This window comes from Arthrobacter sp. Marseille-P9274, assembly GCF_946892675.1.
GTDB lineage: Bacteria > Actinomycetota > Actinomycetes > Actinomycetales > Micrococcaceae > Crystallibacter.
Window position 1 is genome coordinate 512,195 of record NZ_CAMPOV010000002.1, and the last position, 15,213, is coordinate 527,407.

The window sequence follows — 15,213 nt, forward strand, 5'->3', positions numbered from 1 at the left end:
ACGCAAAGGACCGACCACATGAGCCTCGCCCTCACGGCCACCCTGCTGCTCTCCGTCGTCATCGGACTCTCCCTCGGCCTGCTCGGCGGCGGGGGCTCCATCCTCACCGTTCCCATCCTCACCTACGTCGCCGGGCTCGACCCCAAGGAAGCCATCGCCGCGTCCCTGTTCGTCGTCGGTGCGACCTCGGCCGTGAGCGCCATCGCCCACGCACGCAACGGCCGCGTCAAATGGCGCACGGGCCTGGTCTTCGGTGCCGCCGGCATGGCCGGAGCCTTCCTCGGCGGCCTGCTCGGCGGACACATCCCCGGCACCATCCTCATGATCGCCTTCGCCCTCATGATGGTCGCCACCTCCATCGCCATGATCCGCGGCCGCAAAAACAAGGCCCAGGACGCCACCACCCACAACAACGAACTGCCCGTCCTCAAAGTCACCCTCGAAGGCCTCGTCGTCGGCCTCGTCACCGGACTGGTCGGAGCCGGCGGCGGATTCCTCGTCGTCCCGGCCCTCGCCCTTCTCGGCGGCCTCGCGATGCCCGTCGCCGTCGGAACCTCCCTGGTCGTCATCGCGCTGAAGTCCTTCGCCGGACTCGGCGGCTACCTCACCAGCGTCAGCCTGGACTGGGGACTCGTCGGCGCCGTCACCGCCGCCGCCATCGTCGGCTCCGTGCTCGGCTCCCGCCTGGCCGGCCGCATCCCCGAAACAGCGCTCCGCAAGGGCTTCGGCATCTTCGTGCTCGTGATGGGCGTCTTCGTCCTCGTCCAGGAACTCCCCGCCCCGGCCAACACCATTCTCGCCGTCGCCGCAGCCGTCCTGGCAGCAGCCGCCCTCACCTGCCGCTACGCCATCCCCGCCTGCCCGCTACGGCGGTCGCCCGCCCGGCCTGCCGCGGCGGGAGCCCGCTAGCGCCGCAGCAGCAACAGCAAACGGCTGCTTAGGTCTACAGACCTAAGCAGCCGTCGTCGTTGTGTGGCTGGAAAGATTATTCCGCCGCGGCGAGCTGGCCGCAGGCGCCGTCGATCTCCTTGCCGCGGGTATCGCGCAGCGTCGTGGGGACGCCGGCATCATTGAGCCGGTCGACGAATTCCCGGGTGACGTCCGCGTCCGAGCTGGTCCAGATGGAGCCCGGCGTCGGGTTCAGCGGGATCGGATTCACGTGCACCCAGCCGCGGCCGCGCTTGTTCAGCTTCTTGGCCAGCAGGTCCGCGCGCCAGGCGTGGTCGTTCATGTCCTTGATCAGCGCGTACTCGATCGAAACGCGGCGGCCGGTGCGCTCGTAGTAGCCGTAGGCGGCATCGAGTGCCTCATCCACCTTCCAGCGCGAGTTGACCGGGATCAGCTCGTCGCGGAGCTCATCGTCCGGTGCGTGCAGGCTCAGTGCGAACGTGAAGGGAAGGTTCTCGTCCGCCAGCTTGTTGATCGCCGGGACCAGGCCGACCGTGGACACCGTAATGCCGCGGGCGCTCATGCCCAGCCCCTCCGGAGCCTCGTCCACCATGCGGTGCACGGCGTTCATCACGCGCTTGTAATTGGCCAGCGGTTCGCCCATCCCCATAAAAACGATGTTGGTGACGCGCTCGGCGTCAGCGCCGCCGTCCCGCCGCTTGCCGCCGAGCCCGCCCTCTGCGATCACGCGGTTGGCCTGGACGATCTGGTCCAGGATCTCCGCCGTCGACATGTTGCGCGTCAGCCCGGCCTGTCCGGTGGCGCAGAACGGGCAGTTCATGCCACAGCCGCACTGGCTGGAGACGCACAGCGTGATCCGGCCCGTGTAGCGCATCAGCACCGACTCCACGAGCGAGCCGTCGAAGAGCCGCCACAGGAACTTGATCGTGTCGCCCTTGTCCGTGGTCAGCCGCTTGACCTCGGTCAGCAGCTTCGGGAAGAACGCCTCGGCCAGCTCGGCGCGGCGCTCCTTGGGCAGGTCGCTCATCCGCTCCGGGTCGGTGGTGTAGTGCTGGAAGTAGTGCGTGGAAAGCTGCTTCGCGCGGAAGGCGGGCAGCCCCAGCTCCTTCATCTTCTCCTGCCGCTCGGCCAGCGTCAGGTCGGCCAGGTGGACCGGCGGCTGCGTGACCCGCGGGGACTTAAACTGCAGCAGCGGCCGTCCCTCGGCGGTGACGGCCTGGTTCCAACCCTCGGTCGCGGGGCGCACCTGTGGCCGGTCTGAAATGACTTGGGGGGAAGTTTTCTGCGAAGACATTGGCACTATTGTCTCACACGGACTACAGTTCTCCCTTTCGCCTAGAGTATCCAGCATGCGCTTGTGGAGCCTGCACCCCCGGTACCTGGACCAGAAGGGGCTGGTCGCGTGCTGGCGCGAGAGTCTGTTGGCGCAGAAAGTGCTGGCCGGGGCCACGAAAGGCTACCGCAACCATCCGCAGCTGGTGCGCTTCCGCGCCGCCGCCGATCCAGGCGCGGCCATCGGCGCCTACCTGGTCGGTCTGGCCGAAGAGGCCGAGGGCCGCGGCTACCGCTTCAACACCGCGCTGGTACTCTCCCCGGAACCCGCGTCGGCGGCGCCCATCCTGGTCACCGAGGGACAGCTGAACTTCGAACGGCAGCACCTGCTGGCGAAGCTGGCCATCCGCGACCCCGGCCGGCGGCACCAGCTCTCGCCCGCGCTGGCCGGCAGGGTCCCGGACGCGCATCCGCTGTTCCGGGTCATCGGCGGGCCGGTCGAGGACTGGGAGCGGGCGGTCTGAAACCGGGCGGCCGCTGCCCGGGCCCCGGCGCGCTCAGCGGCGGCGCTCCTGGAAGCGGACAATCCGCTCCACGGCCTCGGCCACGGCATCCTTGCCCGCGGCAAAGGACAGCCGCACCGAACGGCGTCCGTTGACGGCGTCGAAGTCGGAGCCCGGCACCAGCGCCACGCCCTCGTCCTCCAGCAGCGCGCGGCAGTACTCCGCAGAATCGGCGAAGCCCGCCAGCTGGTCCCCCAGGTCCGCGTAGAGGTAGAAGGCACCGTCTGCCGGAGCAGCCGTCCCCCACTCCAGCCGGCCCAGGTTGTCCAGCAGCACCTGCCGGATGCCGGCGAACTCCGCCACCGCGGCGTCCGCCTCGGCATAGGACTCGGGGCGGAAGGCCTCCACCGCGGCGAGCTGCGCGGGGGTGGGCGGGCAGAGCGCCACGTTGCCGGCGAGCGCGTCCATGGCCGGCGCCAGGTCGCGCGGCATCAGCGCCCAGCCCAGCCGCCAGCCGGTCATTCCCCAGTACTTGGAGAAGGAGGAAATAACGACGCCGGTCTGGTCCAGTTCCCACGCGCACACGCCTTTGGCGTCGGGCGCCTGGGGGTCCGTGTAGGTAATGCCGTGATAGATCTCGTCGCTGACCAGCCGCACGCTGTTTGTGCGGCACCAGTCCGTCAGCGCGGCGAGCTCGGTCCGGGAGACCATAGTGCCGGTCGGGTTCGCGGGCGAGGCCAGAACCAGCCCGGACAGCTTGCCGTGGGCCTCCGCCGCCGCGTCCAGCAGGGCCGGATTCGGCTGGTACCGTTCACCCGGGCCGCAGTCGATCTCGACCACCTCGCAGCCCACCGCGGTCAGGATGTTGCGGTAGGCGGGGTAGCCGGGGCGGGCGAGGGCCACCCTGTCGCCGGGATTGAACGCCGCGAGGAACGCGAGCATGAAGGCCCCGGATGAACCGGTGGTGACGGCGACGTCGTCGTCAGTGATCTCCAGACCGTACCAGCGGCGGTAGTGCCCCGCAATCGCCTCCCGCAGGTCCCGGACGCCAAGCGCGCTCGTGTAGGTCAGCGGCAGGGCCAGGCGGTGGATCTCCGCAGCCTTGGCCGACACCGCGCTCGGGGCGCCCGCGGACGGCTCTCCCGCGCACAGCGAGATGACGTCCCGGCCCGCGGCGCGCATATCGGCCACGCGCTGCAGGACGTTCATGACTTCGAAGTGCGGCACCCGGGCGCGGTCAGCGACCTTGAGGCTCACGTGGCGGCTCCTTGCGGAAGTAGGGCTGGGGCTGAAGCCACCAGCTTCGCACATCCGCAGCAGGCCCGGGCGGCCGCCTTCCGGCGACGGCATCGTCCAACGGGCGGCAAAGCCCGCACTCAGGCTTCGCCGGGCAGCAGCACAATCTGCTCAGGGCGGACCAGCAGCTGCCAGCGCGGTTCACCGGCCCGGGCGCCAGGAGCCGGCACGAACCGGTCCACAGCAACCAGCTGCTCCAGCCCCAGACCAGTCAGGTCCTGGACGTCCGCGACCGGAACCTGGAAGGTCCGGTAGGGGCCCAGCGGAGGGGTGGCGCCCTCCGCGGCGCGCAGGGCCGTCTGGCGCTCCTGCTCCAGTTCGCCCAGCAGCGGCGACTGGTCCAGGATGTAGCCCGTACTGGCCAGGCCGTCGGCCCCCTGCCACGCGACAACCTTCCAGAACAGCAGCGGGATGGCGAACCCCCGGTACGGCGGGTCCTTCGGGTCGAGGACGGGTCCGGTGAACACGCTCAGCCGGGCGTCGTACTGGTCCGCATGGTTGAGCACGTAGTCCTCCAGCCCGAGCCAGAGCGCCTTGGACTGGTTGAAGGTGTCCACCTGCGGGGCGGCGTTGGTATAGAAGAAGGTCTCGATGTTGGCCTTCGCCGCGTCCGCAGGCGGGCCCCACACCGGATCCCGGCGGCGCACCAGGTGCCCGCGGTCCAGATCGTTGTTCCGGTACAGCTCCTCCCCCGCCTGGAGCGCCGAGGCAACCCGCGGGTCCAGCCGCCACGTATCCTCGCGGCCCACGTCACGCAGCTGCCCGCCGTCGAGATTGACCGCCGTCAGTTCGGCGAACCGCCGGGACGTATTGAGGAGAACGGTGAAGTGCGTGTAGTCCAGCACCTTGGCCGCGGTGGCCGCGTGCGGCAGATCAACGGTGGTCTGCAGGAAATCAGCGTCGTAGCCCAAAGTCATGCTTCACCCTACCCGTCGGAGGTTGAACGGCCGCCTGCCCTTCCGCCAAACAGCAGTTGAAATCCGCGACAACCGCCGCGGAACTGGCCGCCGCGGACCGCTCAGTCGACGAACTCGGATTGCGTTTCGATGAAGTCCCAGTCCCGCCGGGACAGCGACTGCTCCTTGAGGTCCGGCCCGCCGGCGTCGTAGACATCCAGGGCCGCGTCCGGATCGATCTCCTCGGCCCCGTAATTCGCCCGGAACCACTGCTTGGTCGCCGTGTGCAGCTCCGGCCACCACTGTTCAATGCTCTTCTCGGACATGATGGGCACCTTCCATGGTCGTCTTGGTTCAACCGTAGGCGCGGCCCACATTCCGTTCAAGGGTGCGACGGGATACGGGCACACTTCCGCTCTGTCCATGCCGCCCGCCTGCGCACCCGCCTACTTGACGGCGCCCATGGACAGGCCGCGGACCAGCTGCTTCTGCGCGATCCAGCCGGCCAGCACTACGGGCAGCGACGCCAGCACCGACGCCGCGGAGAGCTGGGCGAGGAACAGCCCCTCGCTGGTCATCTGCGAGACGAGGAACACCGGCACCGTAGCGGCTTTTGCCGCGGTCAGGTTCAGCGCGAAGAAGAACTCGTTCCACGCGAAGATGACGCAGATCAGCGCCGTGGCGGCGAGGCCGGGGGCGACCATTGGCATCAGCACTGAGCGCAGGGTCTTGATCAGCCCGGCGCCGTCCATCTGTGCGGCCTCCAGCACCTCGGCCGGAACCTCCTGGAAGAAGGAGCGCATCATCCAGACGGCAATCGGCAGGTTCATCGCCGTGTAGAGGACAACGAGGGTCCAGATATTGTCCAGCACCTTGAGCTGTCCGGCGATGACGTAGATCGGCATGATGACCGCGACGACGGGCAGCATCTTGGTGGAGATGAAGAAGAACAGGACGTCCTGGGTCTTCTTCACCGGCCGGATGCTCAGCGCGTAGGACGCCGGGACTGCGAGGATGATCACCAATATCGTGGAGGCGCCCGTGGCGATCACGGAATTCAGGAAGTATGGACCGGCACCGGACTCCAGCACGGCCGCGTACTGGTCCAGCGTCGGCTTGAACACGAACGTCGGCGGGCTTGAGGCGGCCTCCGACTCCTGCTTGAAGGATGTCAGGACCATCCAGATAATGGGCGAAAAGAAGCCGAGCGCGAGGATCCAGGTCAGCACGGTAATGAGCGACGACGGTTTGCCGTTCCCCTTGCGGCGCCCCTGGGGCGCCTCGGCTGGCCTGGCGGGCGCCGGCGCGGTATCGATAGCCACGTCTTCAGTCCTTTACGTCGAAGCTGCGGAAGATCAGGCGGAGCGCGAAGGTCGCGATGATGATGGTGGCGATCACGACGACGACGCCCATGGCAGCTGCCTGCCCGATGTCGAAGCCAAGGAACGCACGTTGATAGATGTAGAAGGGCAGGTTGGCGCTTGCCGTGCCGGGACCGCCGGCGGTCATCAGGTAGATCTGGTCGAACGTGTTGACTACGTAGATCGCGCCGAGCAGGATGCCCAGCTCGATGTACCGGCGCAGCTGCGGCAGGGTGATTGAGGTGAACGTGCGCCACCAGCCCGCGCCGTCCATCTGCGCGGCCTCCAGCACATCCCGCGGCTGCGCCTGCAGCCCGGCCAGGACCAGCAGCATCATGAACGGGGTCCACTGCCAGATCAGCGCCATCAGGATGGATAGCACCGGGTAGGACGAGGTCCAGTCGACGGCGGGGATGCCGAACAGGCTGAGGATCCAGTTCACCAGGCCGTAGCTCGGATTGAGCATGGAAACCGACCAGAGGACGGCGCTTGCCACGGGCATGATGAGGAAGGGCGTGATCAGCAGCGTCCGGACGATGCCGCGTCCGCGGAATTCGCGGTCCAGCAGAAGCGCGAAGATGATGCCGAGGACCATCGCGGCGAAGACGCAGCCCACCGTGTAGATGACGCTGTTCAGCGCCGCCTGGCGGAAGGTGGAATCCGCGAAGATGTCCGCGTAGTTCTGCAGGCCGATAAACTCGGTGGCGCCCGGACGGAGCAGGTTCCAGTTCAGCAGCGAGTACCAGAGCGTGAACACGAACGGCAGCTGCGTCACGATGATCGTGAAGATCAGGGCGGGCAGCAGCGGTGCCCGCCTGCGCCAGCCCTCGGCGCGGTCGCGTCCGCGGTCGGCCCGCCGAGCCCGCTGCCGGCGGTTGTGCGAATCAACCAGGGTTGCCATCAGCTTCCTCCTGCCTGGTAGCTGTCCGCCACGGTGCGGGCGTACCGTTGTGCCTGCTCGAGGGCCTCGTCCACGGACTTCTGTCCGGCGATGGCCGCGGAGATCTGCTGGGCGACCCGCGTACCCAGATCCTGGAACTCGGGAATGCCGACGAACTGCAGTCCGGTGTAGGGAACCGGATGGACCATGGAGGTCTTCTGGGATGCGCCGGCCATGGCATTCAGGGTGGGTTCGGCGTAGGCCTCGGAAACCTCGGCGTACCCGGGGAGCTCGTAAGTGGAGAGCCGGCTGCCCGGGGGAACCCGTTCCCAGCCCACCTTTTCGCCGACCAGCTTCATGTAATCGGGACTGGTCATCCAGGAGATGAAGTCCCAGGCGGCGTCCTTGTGCTGGCTCGTTTCGGGGATCGCCAGCGACCAGCTGTACAGCCAGCCCGCGGCCTCGGTGTCCTTGACCGGAGCCGGCGCGTACTTGGTCTTGCCGACCACCAGCGAGGAGTTCGGATCCTCGACGCTCGAAACCATGGCGGTGGCGTCATACCACATCGCCGCGTTGCCCTGCGCGTAGCGGGTGAGGCAATCGCCGTAACCGCTGGTGGCCGCGCCGGGCTGGCCGTAGCTGCGGACCAAATCGACGTAGTCCGTGACCGCGGCCTTCACCTCGGGAGTATCGAGGGTGGCGTTCCAGTCCTCGTCGAACCACCGGCCGCCGTAGGTGTTGATCATCGTGTCGAGCGGCGCCATGACCTCGCCCCAGCCGGCCAGGCCGCGCAGGCAGACCCCGGAAAGTCCCTTGGCCGGGTCGTTCAGCTCCTTTGCGAACGTGCGGATGTCGTCCCAGGTCGGCTTCTCCGGCATGGTCAGCCCGGCCTGTTCGAAGAGGTCGGACCGGTAGGCCAGGAAGGAAGACTCCCCGTAGAACGGGACTGAGTACAGGTCGCCCTCGTAGCTGAGCGCCTCCTGGATGGTGGGGACGAAGTCATCGGGGTTATAGCCCTGGGTCTTCTCCGCATAGTCCTGCAGGTTGGTGATCCACCCGTTGGCGGCCCACATCGGTGTCTCGTAGTTGGAGATCATCACGACGTCGAACTCTCCGCCGCCGGTGGCGACCGAGGCCGTGATCTTGGCCCTGGCCTCGTTTTCCGGAAGCGAAACGAAGTTGACATCCACGTCCGGGAACTTGGCGCTGAACTCGTCCTGCAGGGAAATCGCGTCCTGCATCTGCGGATTCGACACGATCGCGACGACAATTTCTTCCTTGCCGGCTTCCGAGGATCCCCCTCCGCAGCCCGTCAGGACGAGGAGGGGGACGCTGAGGGCCGAAAGGATTCCGAGCCTGCGGCGCGGCCGGCGGCTGGCCCGGCGAGCCGGCTTGAATGGGAATTTCACGAGGCCACCTTTGCTCATCTGAGAACCAGTCCGCGCTCATTTGGTATGTGACTCTAGTCATATATACTCATTTGAGCAAGAGGGGTTGCTCAGGCGTGAGACTGGAGGTCCTAGCCCGGTGGCCAAGCCAACCGATGATGAAACGCTGGCCCTGATCGGCCGGGACTATTACCTCGGGAATATGTCCAAGGTGGAAATTGCCACGAGCTACGGGATCTCGCGGTTCCAAGTGGCCCGCATGCTCGAAGAGGCCCGCTCCAAAGGCATCGTCCGGATCGAGGTCGTCTTCCCCAACAGCCATACGGCCGCGGACCCGCGCCGCCTCAGGGACGCGCTGGGGGTCGAAGCTGTCATCGTGACCCCGACCGGCGCCGACGACGCCCGGACGCGGGACCTCATGGCGCAGGCAGCCGCGAAGGAGCTCGTGAAGCGGACCCGCCCCGGCTTCACCGTCGGCATCTCCTGGTCGCGCACCCTCGACCTGGCGGCCCGGCACATCGACACGCTGCCGCCGTGCGACCTGGTCCAGCTCGCCGGCGCGCTCCCCGTTCCCGGCAGCGGCAACTCCGTGGAGCTCCTCCGCGTGCTCGGCCACGCCACCACCGGCCGCATCTGGCCCATTTGGGCCCCGCTCGTCGTCGAAAATACCGCGACCGCCGAAAGCCTGAAGCGGCAGCCCGAGATCTCGCAGGCGCTGACCAAGGCGGACACCCTGGACCTCGCCGTCGTCGCGCTGGGCAGCTGGAAGCCCGGAACCTCGACCGTCTGGGACCGGGTGGACAACGCCACGCGGCTGGCCTGCACAAAGGCGGGCGCGGTGGCCGAGTGCTCCGGCCGCCTGCTCGACGCAGACGGCGACCCCGTCCTGACGGACCTGGACGACAGGGTCATCGCCGTGACGATCGAGCAGCTGAGGCACACCCCGCACGTCGTCGTCGTGGCCCAAGGCGCGGAGCGGACGGACGCGGTCCTGGCCGCGGCACGGGCCGGCATCATCGGGACGCTGATCGTCGACGAGGAACTGGCCGAGGTTTTGGAAGAGCAGGAATCCCACGAGCGTAGGCAGGCACCGGCTACATGAGCATCGCAATCGGCATCGACTCCTCCACCCAATCCTGCAAGGTACTCGCCGTCGACCTGGAGACGGGCGCCATCCGCTCCTCGGGGTCCGCGCCGCACCCGGACGGGACGTCGGTGGACCCAGTCCACTGGGAGCGGGCCCTGGCCAAAGCATGGAACGACGCCGGCATCCGCGGTTCCGCGGATGTCGCGGGGGTGAGCGTGGCCGCCCAGCAGCACGGGATGGTGGCGCTCGACGCCGAAAACCGGCCGGTCCATGACGCCCTGCTGTGGAACGACACCCGCAGCGCGGGAGCGGCCGAAGACATGGTCGCCGAGCTGGGCGCCGCGGCGTGGGCCGAGGCCGTCAACGTGGTGCCGGTGGCCTCGTTCACCCTCACCAAGCTGGCCTGGCTGGCCCGGAACCGGCCCGAACTCGCGGCCAAAGTGGAGCGCGTGGTCCTGCCGCACGACTACCTCAACTACCGCCTGACCGGCCGCTTCTTCACCGACCGCAGCGACGCCTCGGGCACCGCCTACTACTCCGCCGCCGCGGACACCTACCGGGCCGACCTGCTCCGGAAGTACTTCGGCAGGCTGCCCGAACTGCCGCCGGTGCTCGCGCCGCAGGAGTCCGGCGGCACGCTCCTGCCGGACTGGGACGCCGGCGGCGTGCCGGTCGGCGCCGGCGCGGGCGACAACGCGGGGGCGGCGCTGGGCCTGGGCATCAGCCCCGGAGACGTGGTGGTCTCCGTCGGCACGTCGGGCACCGTATTCACCTCCGCCCGCGAACCGGTGAACGATCCCAGTGGCGCGGTCGCCGGCTTCGCGGACGCCACCGGCGCCTACCTGCCGCTGCTGGCGATGATCAACTCGGCGCGGGTCATGGCGGCCACGGGTGCGATGCTCGGCGTGGACCTGCCGGAGCTGGACCGGCTCGCGCTTTCCGCCGCTCCGGACGCCGCCGGCCTGACGCTGCTGCCCTACCTTGACGGCGAGCGCACGCCCAATCTGCCCTACGCCACTGGCGGCCTGGTCGGCCTGACGCGCAGCAATATGACCCCGGAGAACCTAGCCCGGGCGGCGGTGCTGGCCGTGCTCAACTCGCTGGCGGACGCCCAGGAACTGCTGCGGGTCCGGGGCATTCCGGTGGAAAAGGTGCTGCTGATCGGCGGCGGGTCCAAGTCGCGGGCGCTGCGCCAGGCCGCCGCGGACGTCTTCGGCGTGCCGGTCGAGGTTCCCGCGGCGGCGGAATACGTCGCCCTGGGCGCGGCCCGCCAGGCGGCGTGGGCCGCCACCGGCTCGCTGCCCCAGTGGAAGCCGGCGCTGGACGCCGCCTACGAACCGGACCCGGGCGCCGACTGGGGCGCCGAGGTCCGCCGGCGATTCACCGCGGGCCGCATGTCGCTCTACGGCGTCTAGCTTCCGGCCACCAGTTCCTCGACGGTCGCGCGGGCGCCGCGCTCGTGCAGGGAATCCAGGGCCGCGGTATAGGCCTCGACGAAGCTCTCGTTGTCCACGAGGTCGCCGAACACCTCCCGCTGGGCGATGAAGGCCAGCTTGTCCTCGCGGTTCCGGGCCGCCGCGGCCATCAGCGAGTCCTTCAACCGGTCGACGACGGCGATCGGCTCGCCTTGCTCGTCGGTTCCTTCCGCGTAGCGCGCCCACGAGGCGACGATCGCCGCGGAACGGTGGATCTCGCCGTCGTTCTTGAGGTTCTCCCGGATCACCGGCACCAGCCACTTGGGGATGCGGTCCGAGCTCTCCGCGCAGAGCCGGGTTAGGGTGTCCCGGACGTACTCGTTGGAGAAACGCGCGATCAGCTTGTGCTTGTAGGCGTCCAGGTCGATTCCGGGCACGGGCTGCAGGGTGGGCGTGGCCTCCCGGTCCATGTAATCGAGCAGGAACCGGGCGAACGTCCGGTCCTGGCAGACCTCGTGGGCGTAGCGGTAGCCGGCCAGGTAGCCGAAGTAGCACTGGCCCTGGTGGCTGGCGTTGAGCAGCCGCAGCTTCATCAGCTCGTAGGGCTCCACGTCCTCCACCAGCTGGACGCCGGCCTCGTCGAAGGGCGGCCGGCCCTGGGTGAAGTGGTCCTCCAGCGCCCACTGCTCGAAGTCCTCGCAGACCACCGGCCAGGCGTCCTCAACGCCGAACTCCTGGGCGATGGAGGCCCGGTCCTCGTCCGTGGTCACCGGGGTGATCCGGTCCACCATGGAGTTGGGGAAGGAGATGTTGGCGTCCATCCATTCCCCCAGCTCCGGGTCCTTCAGGCGGGCGAAGGCGGTGAACATCCTGCGGGCCATGTCCCCATTGCCCTGGATGTTGTCGCAGGACATGATGGTCAGCGGCGGCAGGCCGCGCTGCCGCCGCCTAGCTACGGCCTCGGTGACCAGTCCGAAGGTGGTCGACGGCGTGGCCCCCGGCGCCAGGTCCGCGGCCACGGCGGGGTTGGCCGCGTCGAACTCTCCGGTGACGTGGTGGAAGTTGTAGCCGCCCTCGGTGATGGTCAGCGAGACGATCCGGGTCTGCTCCGAGGCCATCTTCTCGATCACCGCCTCCGGGTCCTCCGGCGCCAGCAGGTATTCGATGATCGAGCCGATCACGCGGGCCTCGCGGGTGCCGTCCGGGTTCTTGACCACCAGGGTGTAGAGGCAGTCCTGGTCCGCCATGGCCTTCTTCATCGCCGCGTCCGAGGGCATCACGCCCACCCCGCAGATGGCCCAGTCGAGGGCCTTGCCGGCGTTCATCAGGCGGTCCAGGTACATCGCCTGGTGCGCCCGGTGGAACCCGCCGACACCGAAATGCACGATTCCGGCTCTCAGCTTGCTCCGGTCATAGGAAGGGATGGCCAGCTGAGAGGCTAGCTGCGGCAGGGTTACGGCGTTGAGCGCGGACATGCTACCACCTTGTGAGCCGGGTTACTTTCGCACAATCTAGCATATGAGTCTCCGCCGTTGCTCAGATGAGCACATCCTCTCCGGGCCCCTGGCTTGGGCCCCTTGGCAGGACCGCGGAGCAGTGCCAAGGTGAACACTGTCCGCAGTCATCCACGCTATCGATTCCGTGAGGACCAGCCATGGCACGCATGATCTTCCCGAACCTCCCCGTGACCGACCTGGCCAAGGCCACGGACTTCTACACCGGCCTGGGCTTCGAGAAAAACCCGCAGTACAGCAATGACGTCTGCTCCGCCATCGTCGTCTCGGACAGCATCGTGGTGATGCTGCTGCAGCAGGAGTTCTTCAAGGGTTTCCTGGCCGACGGCGACACTCCGCACCTGACGTCGGACGCCAAGGAGGTGCTCAACTGCCTCAGCTGCGACTCCCGCGAGGAGGTGGACAGCCTGGTGCAGAAGGCCCGGGACAGCGGCGGGACGGTGTACCACCCGGCCGAGGAGGGCACCCCCGGCATGTACGCCGCCTCGGTGGCCGATCCGGACGGCCACATCTGGGAGCTGCTCTACATGTCCCCCGAGGCCATGGCCGGACAAGAAGGCTGACCCGACGCAGCGCGTACCCGACACTGCCTATACGGCAGCTCCTACTCCGGCAGCTCCTACTCCGCGGTGAGCTCCTCGTAGAGGCGGTGGACCCGGGCATCGATCTCGTCGCGGACCAGGCGCATCCGTTCCATGCCGTGGATGTCGCGGAGGCTCGGCTCGTCGATCTCCCACCGCTCGTAGCGGGTCCCGGGCACCTCATCCAACCGGGCGTTCGTGCCGAGGATGACGACGACGTCGGCGGAGCGCTGCGCTTCCTCCGTCACCGCGGTGGGGGTGTTCGCGCTGATGTCGACGCCCTTCTCGAGCAGCGCCGCGGCCGATTCCGGGTTGACGGCCGTCCCCGGCTTGGTGCCGCAGGAGTGCACCTCGACCGTTCCACCGGCCAGCTTCTCCATCAGGCCCGCGGCCATCGGGGACTTGCCGCTGTTGGACGAGCAGACGAAAAGGACGCTGGGTCTGTCGGTGGGCGTAGCCATGCTGCAAAATCCTCTCGCGGGCCGTGAAGTCGGTGTCGGTGCGGCTGTCCGCGGCCAGGCGGCCGGTTGCCGCCGACCCCTTGATAGTAGCCGCCGTTCTTGCTGGACTGTTCTAGAGCGCACGCGGCTGCACCTGCGACGCCGCAGAAAGAGGGAACCGCCATGACCGAGCCCAGCAGCCACACGCCCGTCGTCCTCTTTGTCTGCGACCACAACGCCGGCCGCTCGCAGATCGCCGCGGCCTACCTAAACCACCTCGGCCGCGGCGCCCTCGTGGCCAAGTCGGCCGGGTCGCGGCCCTCCGCCGAGGTTCATCCCGCCGTCGTGGAGGCGATGGCGGAGGACGGACTCGACATTTCCGCGGAGACACCCAAGGAGCTCACCGACGAGGCGCTCCAGGACGCCAACATGGTCATCACACTGGCCGGCAGCGAGGCCGTGCGCGTGATCCCGGGACGCAAGTACGAGGACTGGCAGCTCCGGCATCCTGACAACGATTCGCTGTCGCACGTCAGGCCGCTGCGCGACGACATCAAGGCCCGCATCCAGGAGCTGCTCTCCGAACTGCTTCCGGCCGTCCACCCCGACGCCAACTAATACCTGCGAGGAACCCGCCATGGACACTGACAAGCTGATCATCATAGGATCCGGACCGGCGGGCTACACCGCCGCCGTCTACGCCGCGCGGGCCGGGCTGGCGCCGCGGGTGATCGCCGGCGCGGTCACGGCCGGCGGCGCGCTGATGAACACCACCGAGGTGGAGAATTTCCCCGGCTTCCCGGACGGCATCCAAGGTCCGGAGCTGATGGAGCAGATGCGCTCCCAGGCAGAGAGATTCGGTGCCGTGATTGAGTACGACGACGTTTCCACCGTCTCGCTCAAGGGGCACGTCAAGGAGGTGGCCACCATGGGCGGGAACACCTACACCGCGCCGGCCGTCATCCTTGCCACCGGTTCGGCGTACAAGGAGCTGGGGCTGCCGGAGGAGAAGATGCTCTCCGGCCACGGGGTGTCCTGGTGCGCCACCTGCGACGGGTTCTTCTTCCGCGACCAGGACATCATCGTGGTCGGCGGCGGCGACTCCGCGATGGAAGAGGCTCTCTTCCTGACCCGCTTCGGAAAGAGCGTCACGGTCGTGGTCCGCCGCGACACCCTCCGGGCGTCGAAGATCATGGCCATGCGGGCCCGCGACAACGAGAAGATCCGCTTCGCCTACAACAGCGCCGTCACCGCCATCCACGGGGACACCAAGGTCACCGGCGTGACCCTGACGGACACCGTCAGCGGCGCCACCCGGGACCTGCCCGCCTCGGGCCTGTTCGTCGCGATCGGCCACCTGCCGCGCACCGACCTGGTCAAGGGCCAGGTCGAGCTCGACGACGAGGGCTACATCAAGGTGGACTCCCCCACCACCTGCACCAACCTGGACGGCGTCTTCGCCTGCGGCGACGCCGTGGACCACCGCTACCGCCAGGCCATCACCGCCGCCGGCACCGGGTGCTCCGCCGCCTTGGACGCCGAACGTTATCTGGCGGCCCTGGACGACGCCGACAGCATCGCCACCGCGCTCGTCGAAGCGGAGACGCACGCCTGACCGGCCCCTCCCGGCCGGCCCGCCTGGCCCTTGCTCCCCCGCCCCGGGGCCTCCCG

Annotated in this window: 16 protein-coding genes; 7 read left to right on the forward strand and 9 right to left on the reverse strand. The window is 68.4% G+C overall.

Annotated features, from left to right (window positions below):
- Positions 1-18 precede the first annotated feature (18 nt).
- Entirely contained in the window at positions 19-909 is an 891-nt protein-coding gene (locus OC550_RS15605) for a sulfite exporter TauE/SafE family protein (protein ID WP_262106832.1), read from the forward strand.
- 76 nt (positions 910-985) lie between these two features.
- Here OC550_RS15605 and rlmN read toward each other — a convergent pair whose 3' ends face one another.
- Positions 986-2,203, reverse strand: a complete 1,218-nt coding sequence (gene rlmN / locus OC550_RS15610) for a 23S rRNA (adenine(2503)-C(2))-methyltransferase RlmN (protein WP_262106833.1) — start codon at positions 2,201-2,203, stop codon at positions 986-988.
- A 55-nt stretch (positions 2,204-2,258) separates the two neighbouring features.
- Here rlmN and OC550_RS15615 point away from each other — a divergent pair, with 55 nt between their 5' ends.
- Positions 2,259-2,705: a pyrimidine dimer DNA glycosylase/endonuclease V gene (locus OC550_RS15615; protein WP_262106834.1), complete on the forward strand. Its 447-nt coding sequence runs from the start codon at positions 2,259-2,261 to the stop codon at positions 2,703-2,705.
- A gap of 33 nt (positions 2,706-2,738) precedes the next feature.
- On the opposite strand, the gene OC550_RS15620 is transcribed toward OC550_RS15615, so the two are convergent.
- From OC550_RS15620 to OC550_RS15645, 6 genes are all read right to left on the reverse strand, one after another.
- Positions 2,739-3,941: an aminotransferase class I/II-fold pyridoxal phosphate-dependent enzyme gene (locus tag OC550_RS15620; RefSeq protein ID WP_262106835.1), complete on the reverse strand. Its 1,203-nt coding sequence runs from the start codon at positions 3,939-3,941 to the stop codon at positions 2,739-2,741.
- A gap of 119 nt (positions 3,942-4,060) precedes the next feature.
- Complete coding sequence (locus tag OC550_RS15625; protein ID WP_262106836.1) at positions 4,061-4,897, reverse strand: DNA/RNA non-specific endonuclease; 837 nt, start codon at positions 4,895-4,897, stop codon at positions 4,061-4,063.
- A 101-nt stretch (positions 4,898-4,998) separates the two neighbouring features.
- Entirely contained in the window at positions 4,999-5,202 is a 204-nt protein-coding gene (locus tag OC550_RS15630; protein ID WP_262106837.1) for a hypothetical protein, read from the reverse strand.
- Between the two features lie 120 nt (positions 5,203-5,322).
- Positions 5,323-6,198, reverse strand: a complete 876-nt coding sequence (locus tag OC550_RS15635) for a carbohydrate ABC transporter permease (RefSeq protein WP_262106838.1) — start codon at positions 6,196-6,198, stop codon at positions 5,323-5,325.
- Between the two features lie 4 nt (positions 6,199-6,202).
- Positions 6,203-7,138, reverse strand: a complete 936-nt coding sequence (locus tag OC550_RS15640) for a carbohydrate ABC transporter permease (RefSeq protein WP_262106839.1) — start codon at positions 7,136-7,138, stop codon at positions 6,203-6,205.
- Positions 7,138-8,526, reverse strand: a complete 1,389-nt coding sequence (locus tag OC550_RS15645) for a sugar ABC transporter substrate-binding protein (RefSeq protein ID WP_262106840.1) — start codon at positions 8,524-8,526, stop codon at positions 7,138-7,140. The genes OC550_RS15640 and OC550_RS15645 overlap by 1 nt, the downstream gene beginning before the upstream one ends.
- Before the next feature lie 118 nt (positions 8,527-8,644).
- Here OC550_RS15645 and OC550_RS15650 point away from each other — a divergent pair, with 118 nt between their 5' ends.
- Complete coding sequence (locus OC550_RS15650; RefSeq protein WP_262106841.1) at positions 8,645-9,607, forward strand: sugar-binding transcriptional regulator; 963 nt, start codon at positions 8,645-8,647, stop codon at positions 9,605-9,607.
- A complete protein-coding gene (gene xylB / locus OC550_RS15655; protein ID WP_262106842.1) occupies positions 9,604-11,007 on the forward strand; it encodes a xylulokinase in 1,404 nt (467 codons plus the stop codon). The genes OC550_RS15650 and xylB overlap by 4 nt, the downstream gene beginning before the upstream one ends.
- On the opposite strand, the gene OC550_RS15660 is transcribed toward xylB, so the two are convergent.
- The gene (locus tag OC550_RS15660; RefSeq protein WP_262106843.1) at positions 11,004-12,482 is read right to left on the reverse strand and encodes a mannitol dehydrogenase family protein; all 1,479 of its coding nucleotides are present in this window, start codon (positions 12,480-12,482) and stop codon (positions 11,004-11,006) included. The genes xylB and OC550_RS15660 overlap by 4 nt on opposite strands.
- A 179-nt stretch (positions 12,483-12,661) precedes the next feature.
- Here OC550_RS15660 and OC550_RS15665 point away from each other — a divergent pair, with 179 nt between their 5' ends.
- The gene (locus OC550_RS15665; RefSeq protein WP_262106844.1) at positions 12,662-13,084 is read left to right on the forward strand and encodes a VOC family protein; all 423 of its coding nucleotides are present in this window, start codon (positions 12,662-12,664) and stop codon (positions 13,082-13,084) included.
- A gap of 56 nt (positions 13,085-13,140) precedes the next feature.
- Here the strand turns inward: OC550_RS15665 and OC550_RS15670 are convergent, their stop codons facing one another.
- Complete coding sequence (locus tag OC550_RS15670) at positions 13,141-13,563, reverse strand: low molecular weight phosphatase family protein (RefSeq protein ID WP_262106845.1); 423 nt, start codon at positions 13,561-13,563, stop codon at positions 13,141-13,143.
- Between the two features lie 162 nt (positions 13,564-13,725).
- On the opposite strand from OC550_RS15670, the gene OC550_RS15675 reads away from it, so the two are divergent.
- The gene (locus tag OC550_RS15675; RefSeq protein WP_262106846.1) at positions 13,726-14,160 is read left to right on the forward strand and encodes an arsenate reductase ArsC; all 435 of its coding nucleotides are present in this window, start codon (positions 13,726-13,728) and stop codon (positions 14,158-14,160) included.
- A 19-nt stretch (positions 14,161-14,179) separates the two neighbouring features.
- Positions 14,180-15,157 (forward strand): thioredoxin-disulfide reductase, encoded by a 978-nt coding sequence (gene trxB / locus OC550_RS15680; protein ID WP_262106847.1) that lies wholly within the window; start codon positions 14,180-14,182, stop codon positions 15,155-15,157.
- The last annotated feature ends 56 nt before the right edge of the window (positions 15,158-15,213 follow it).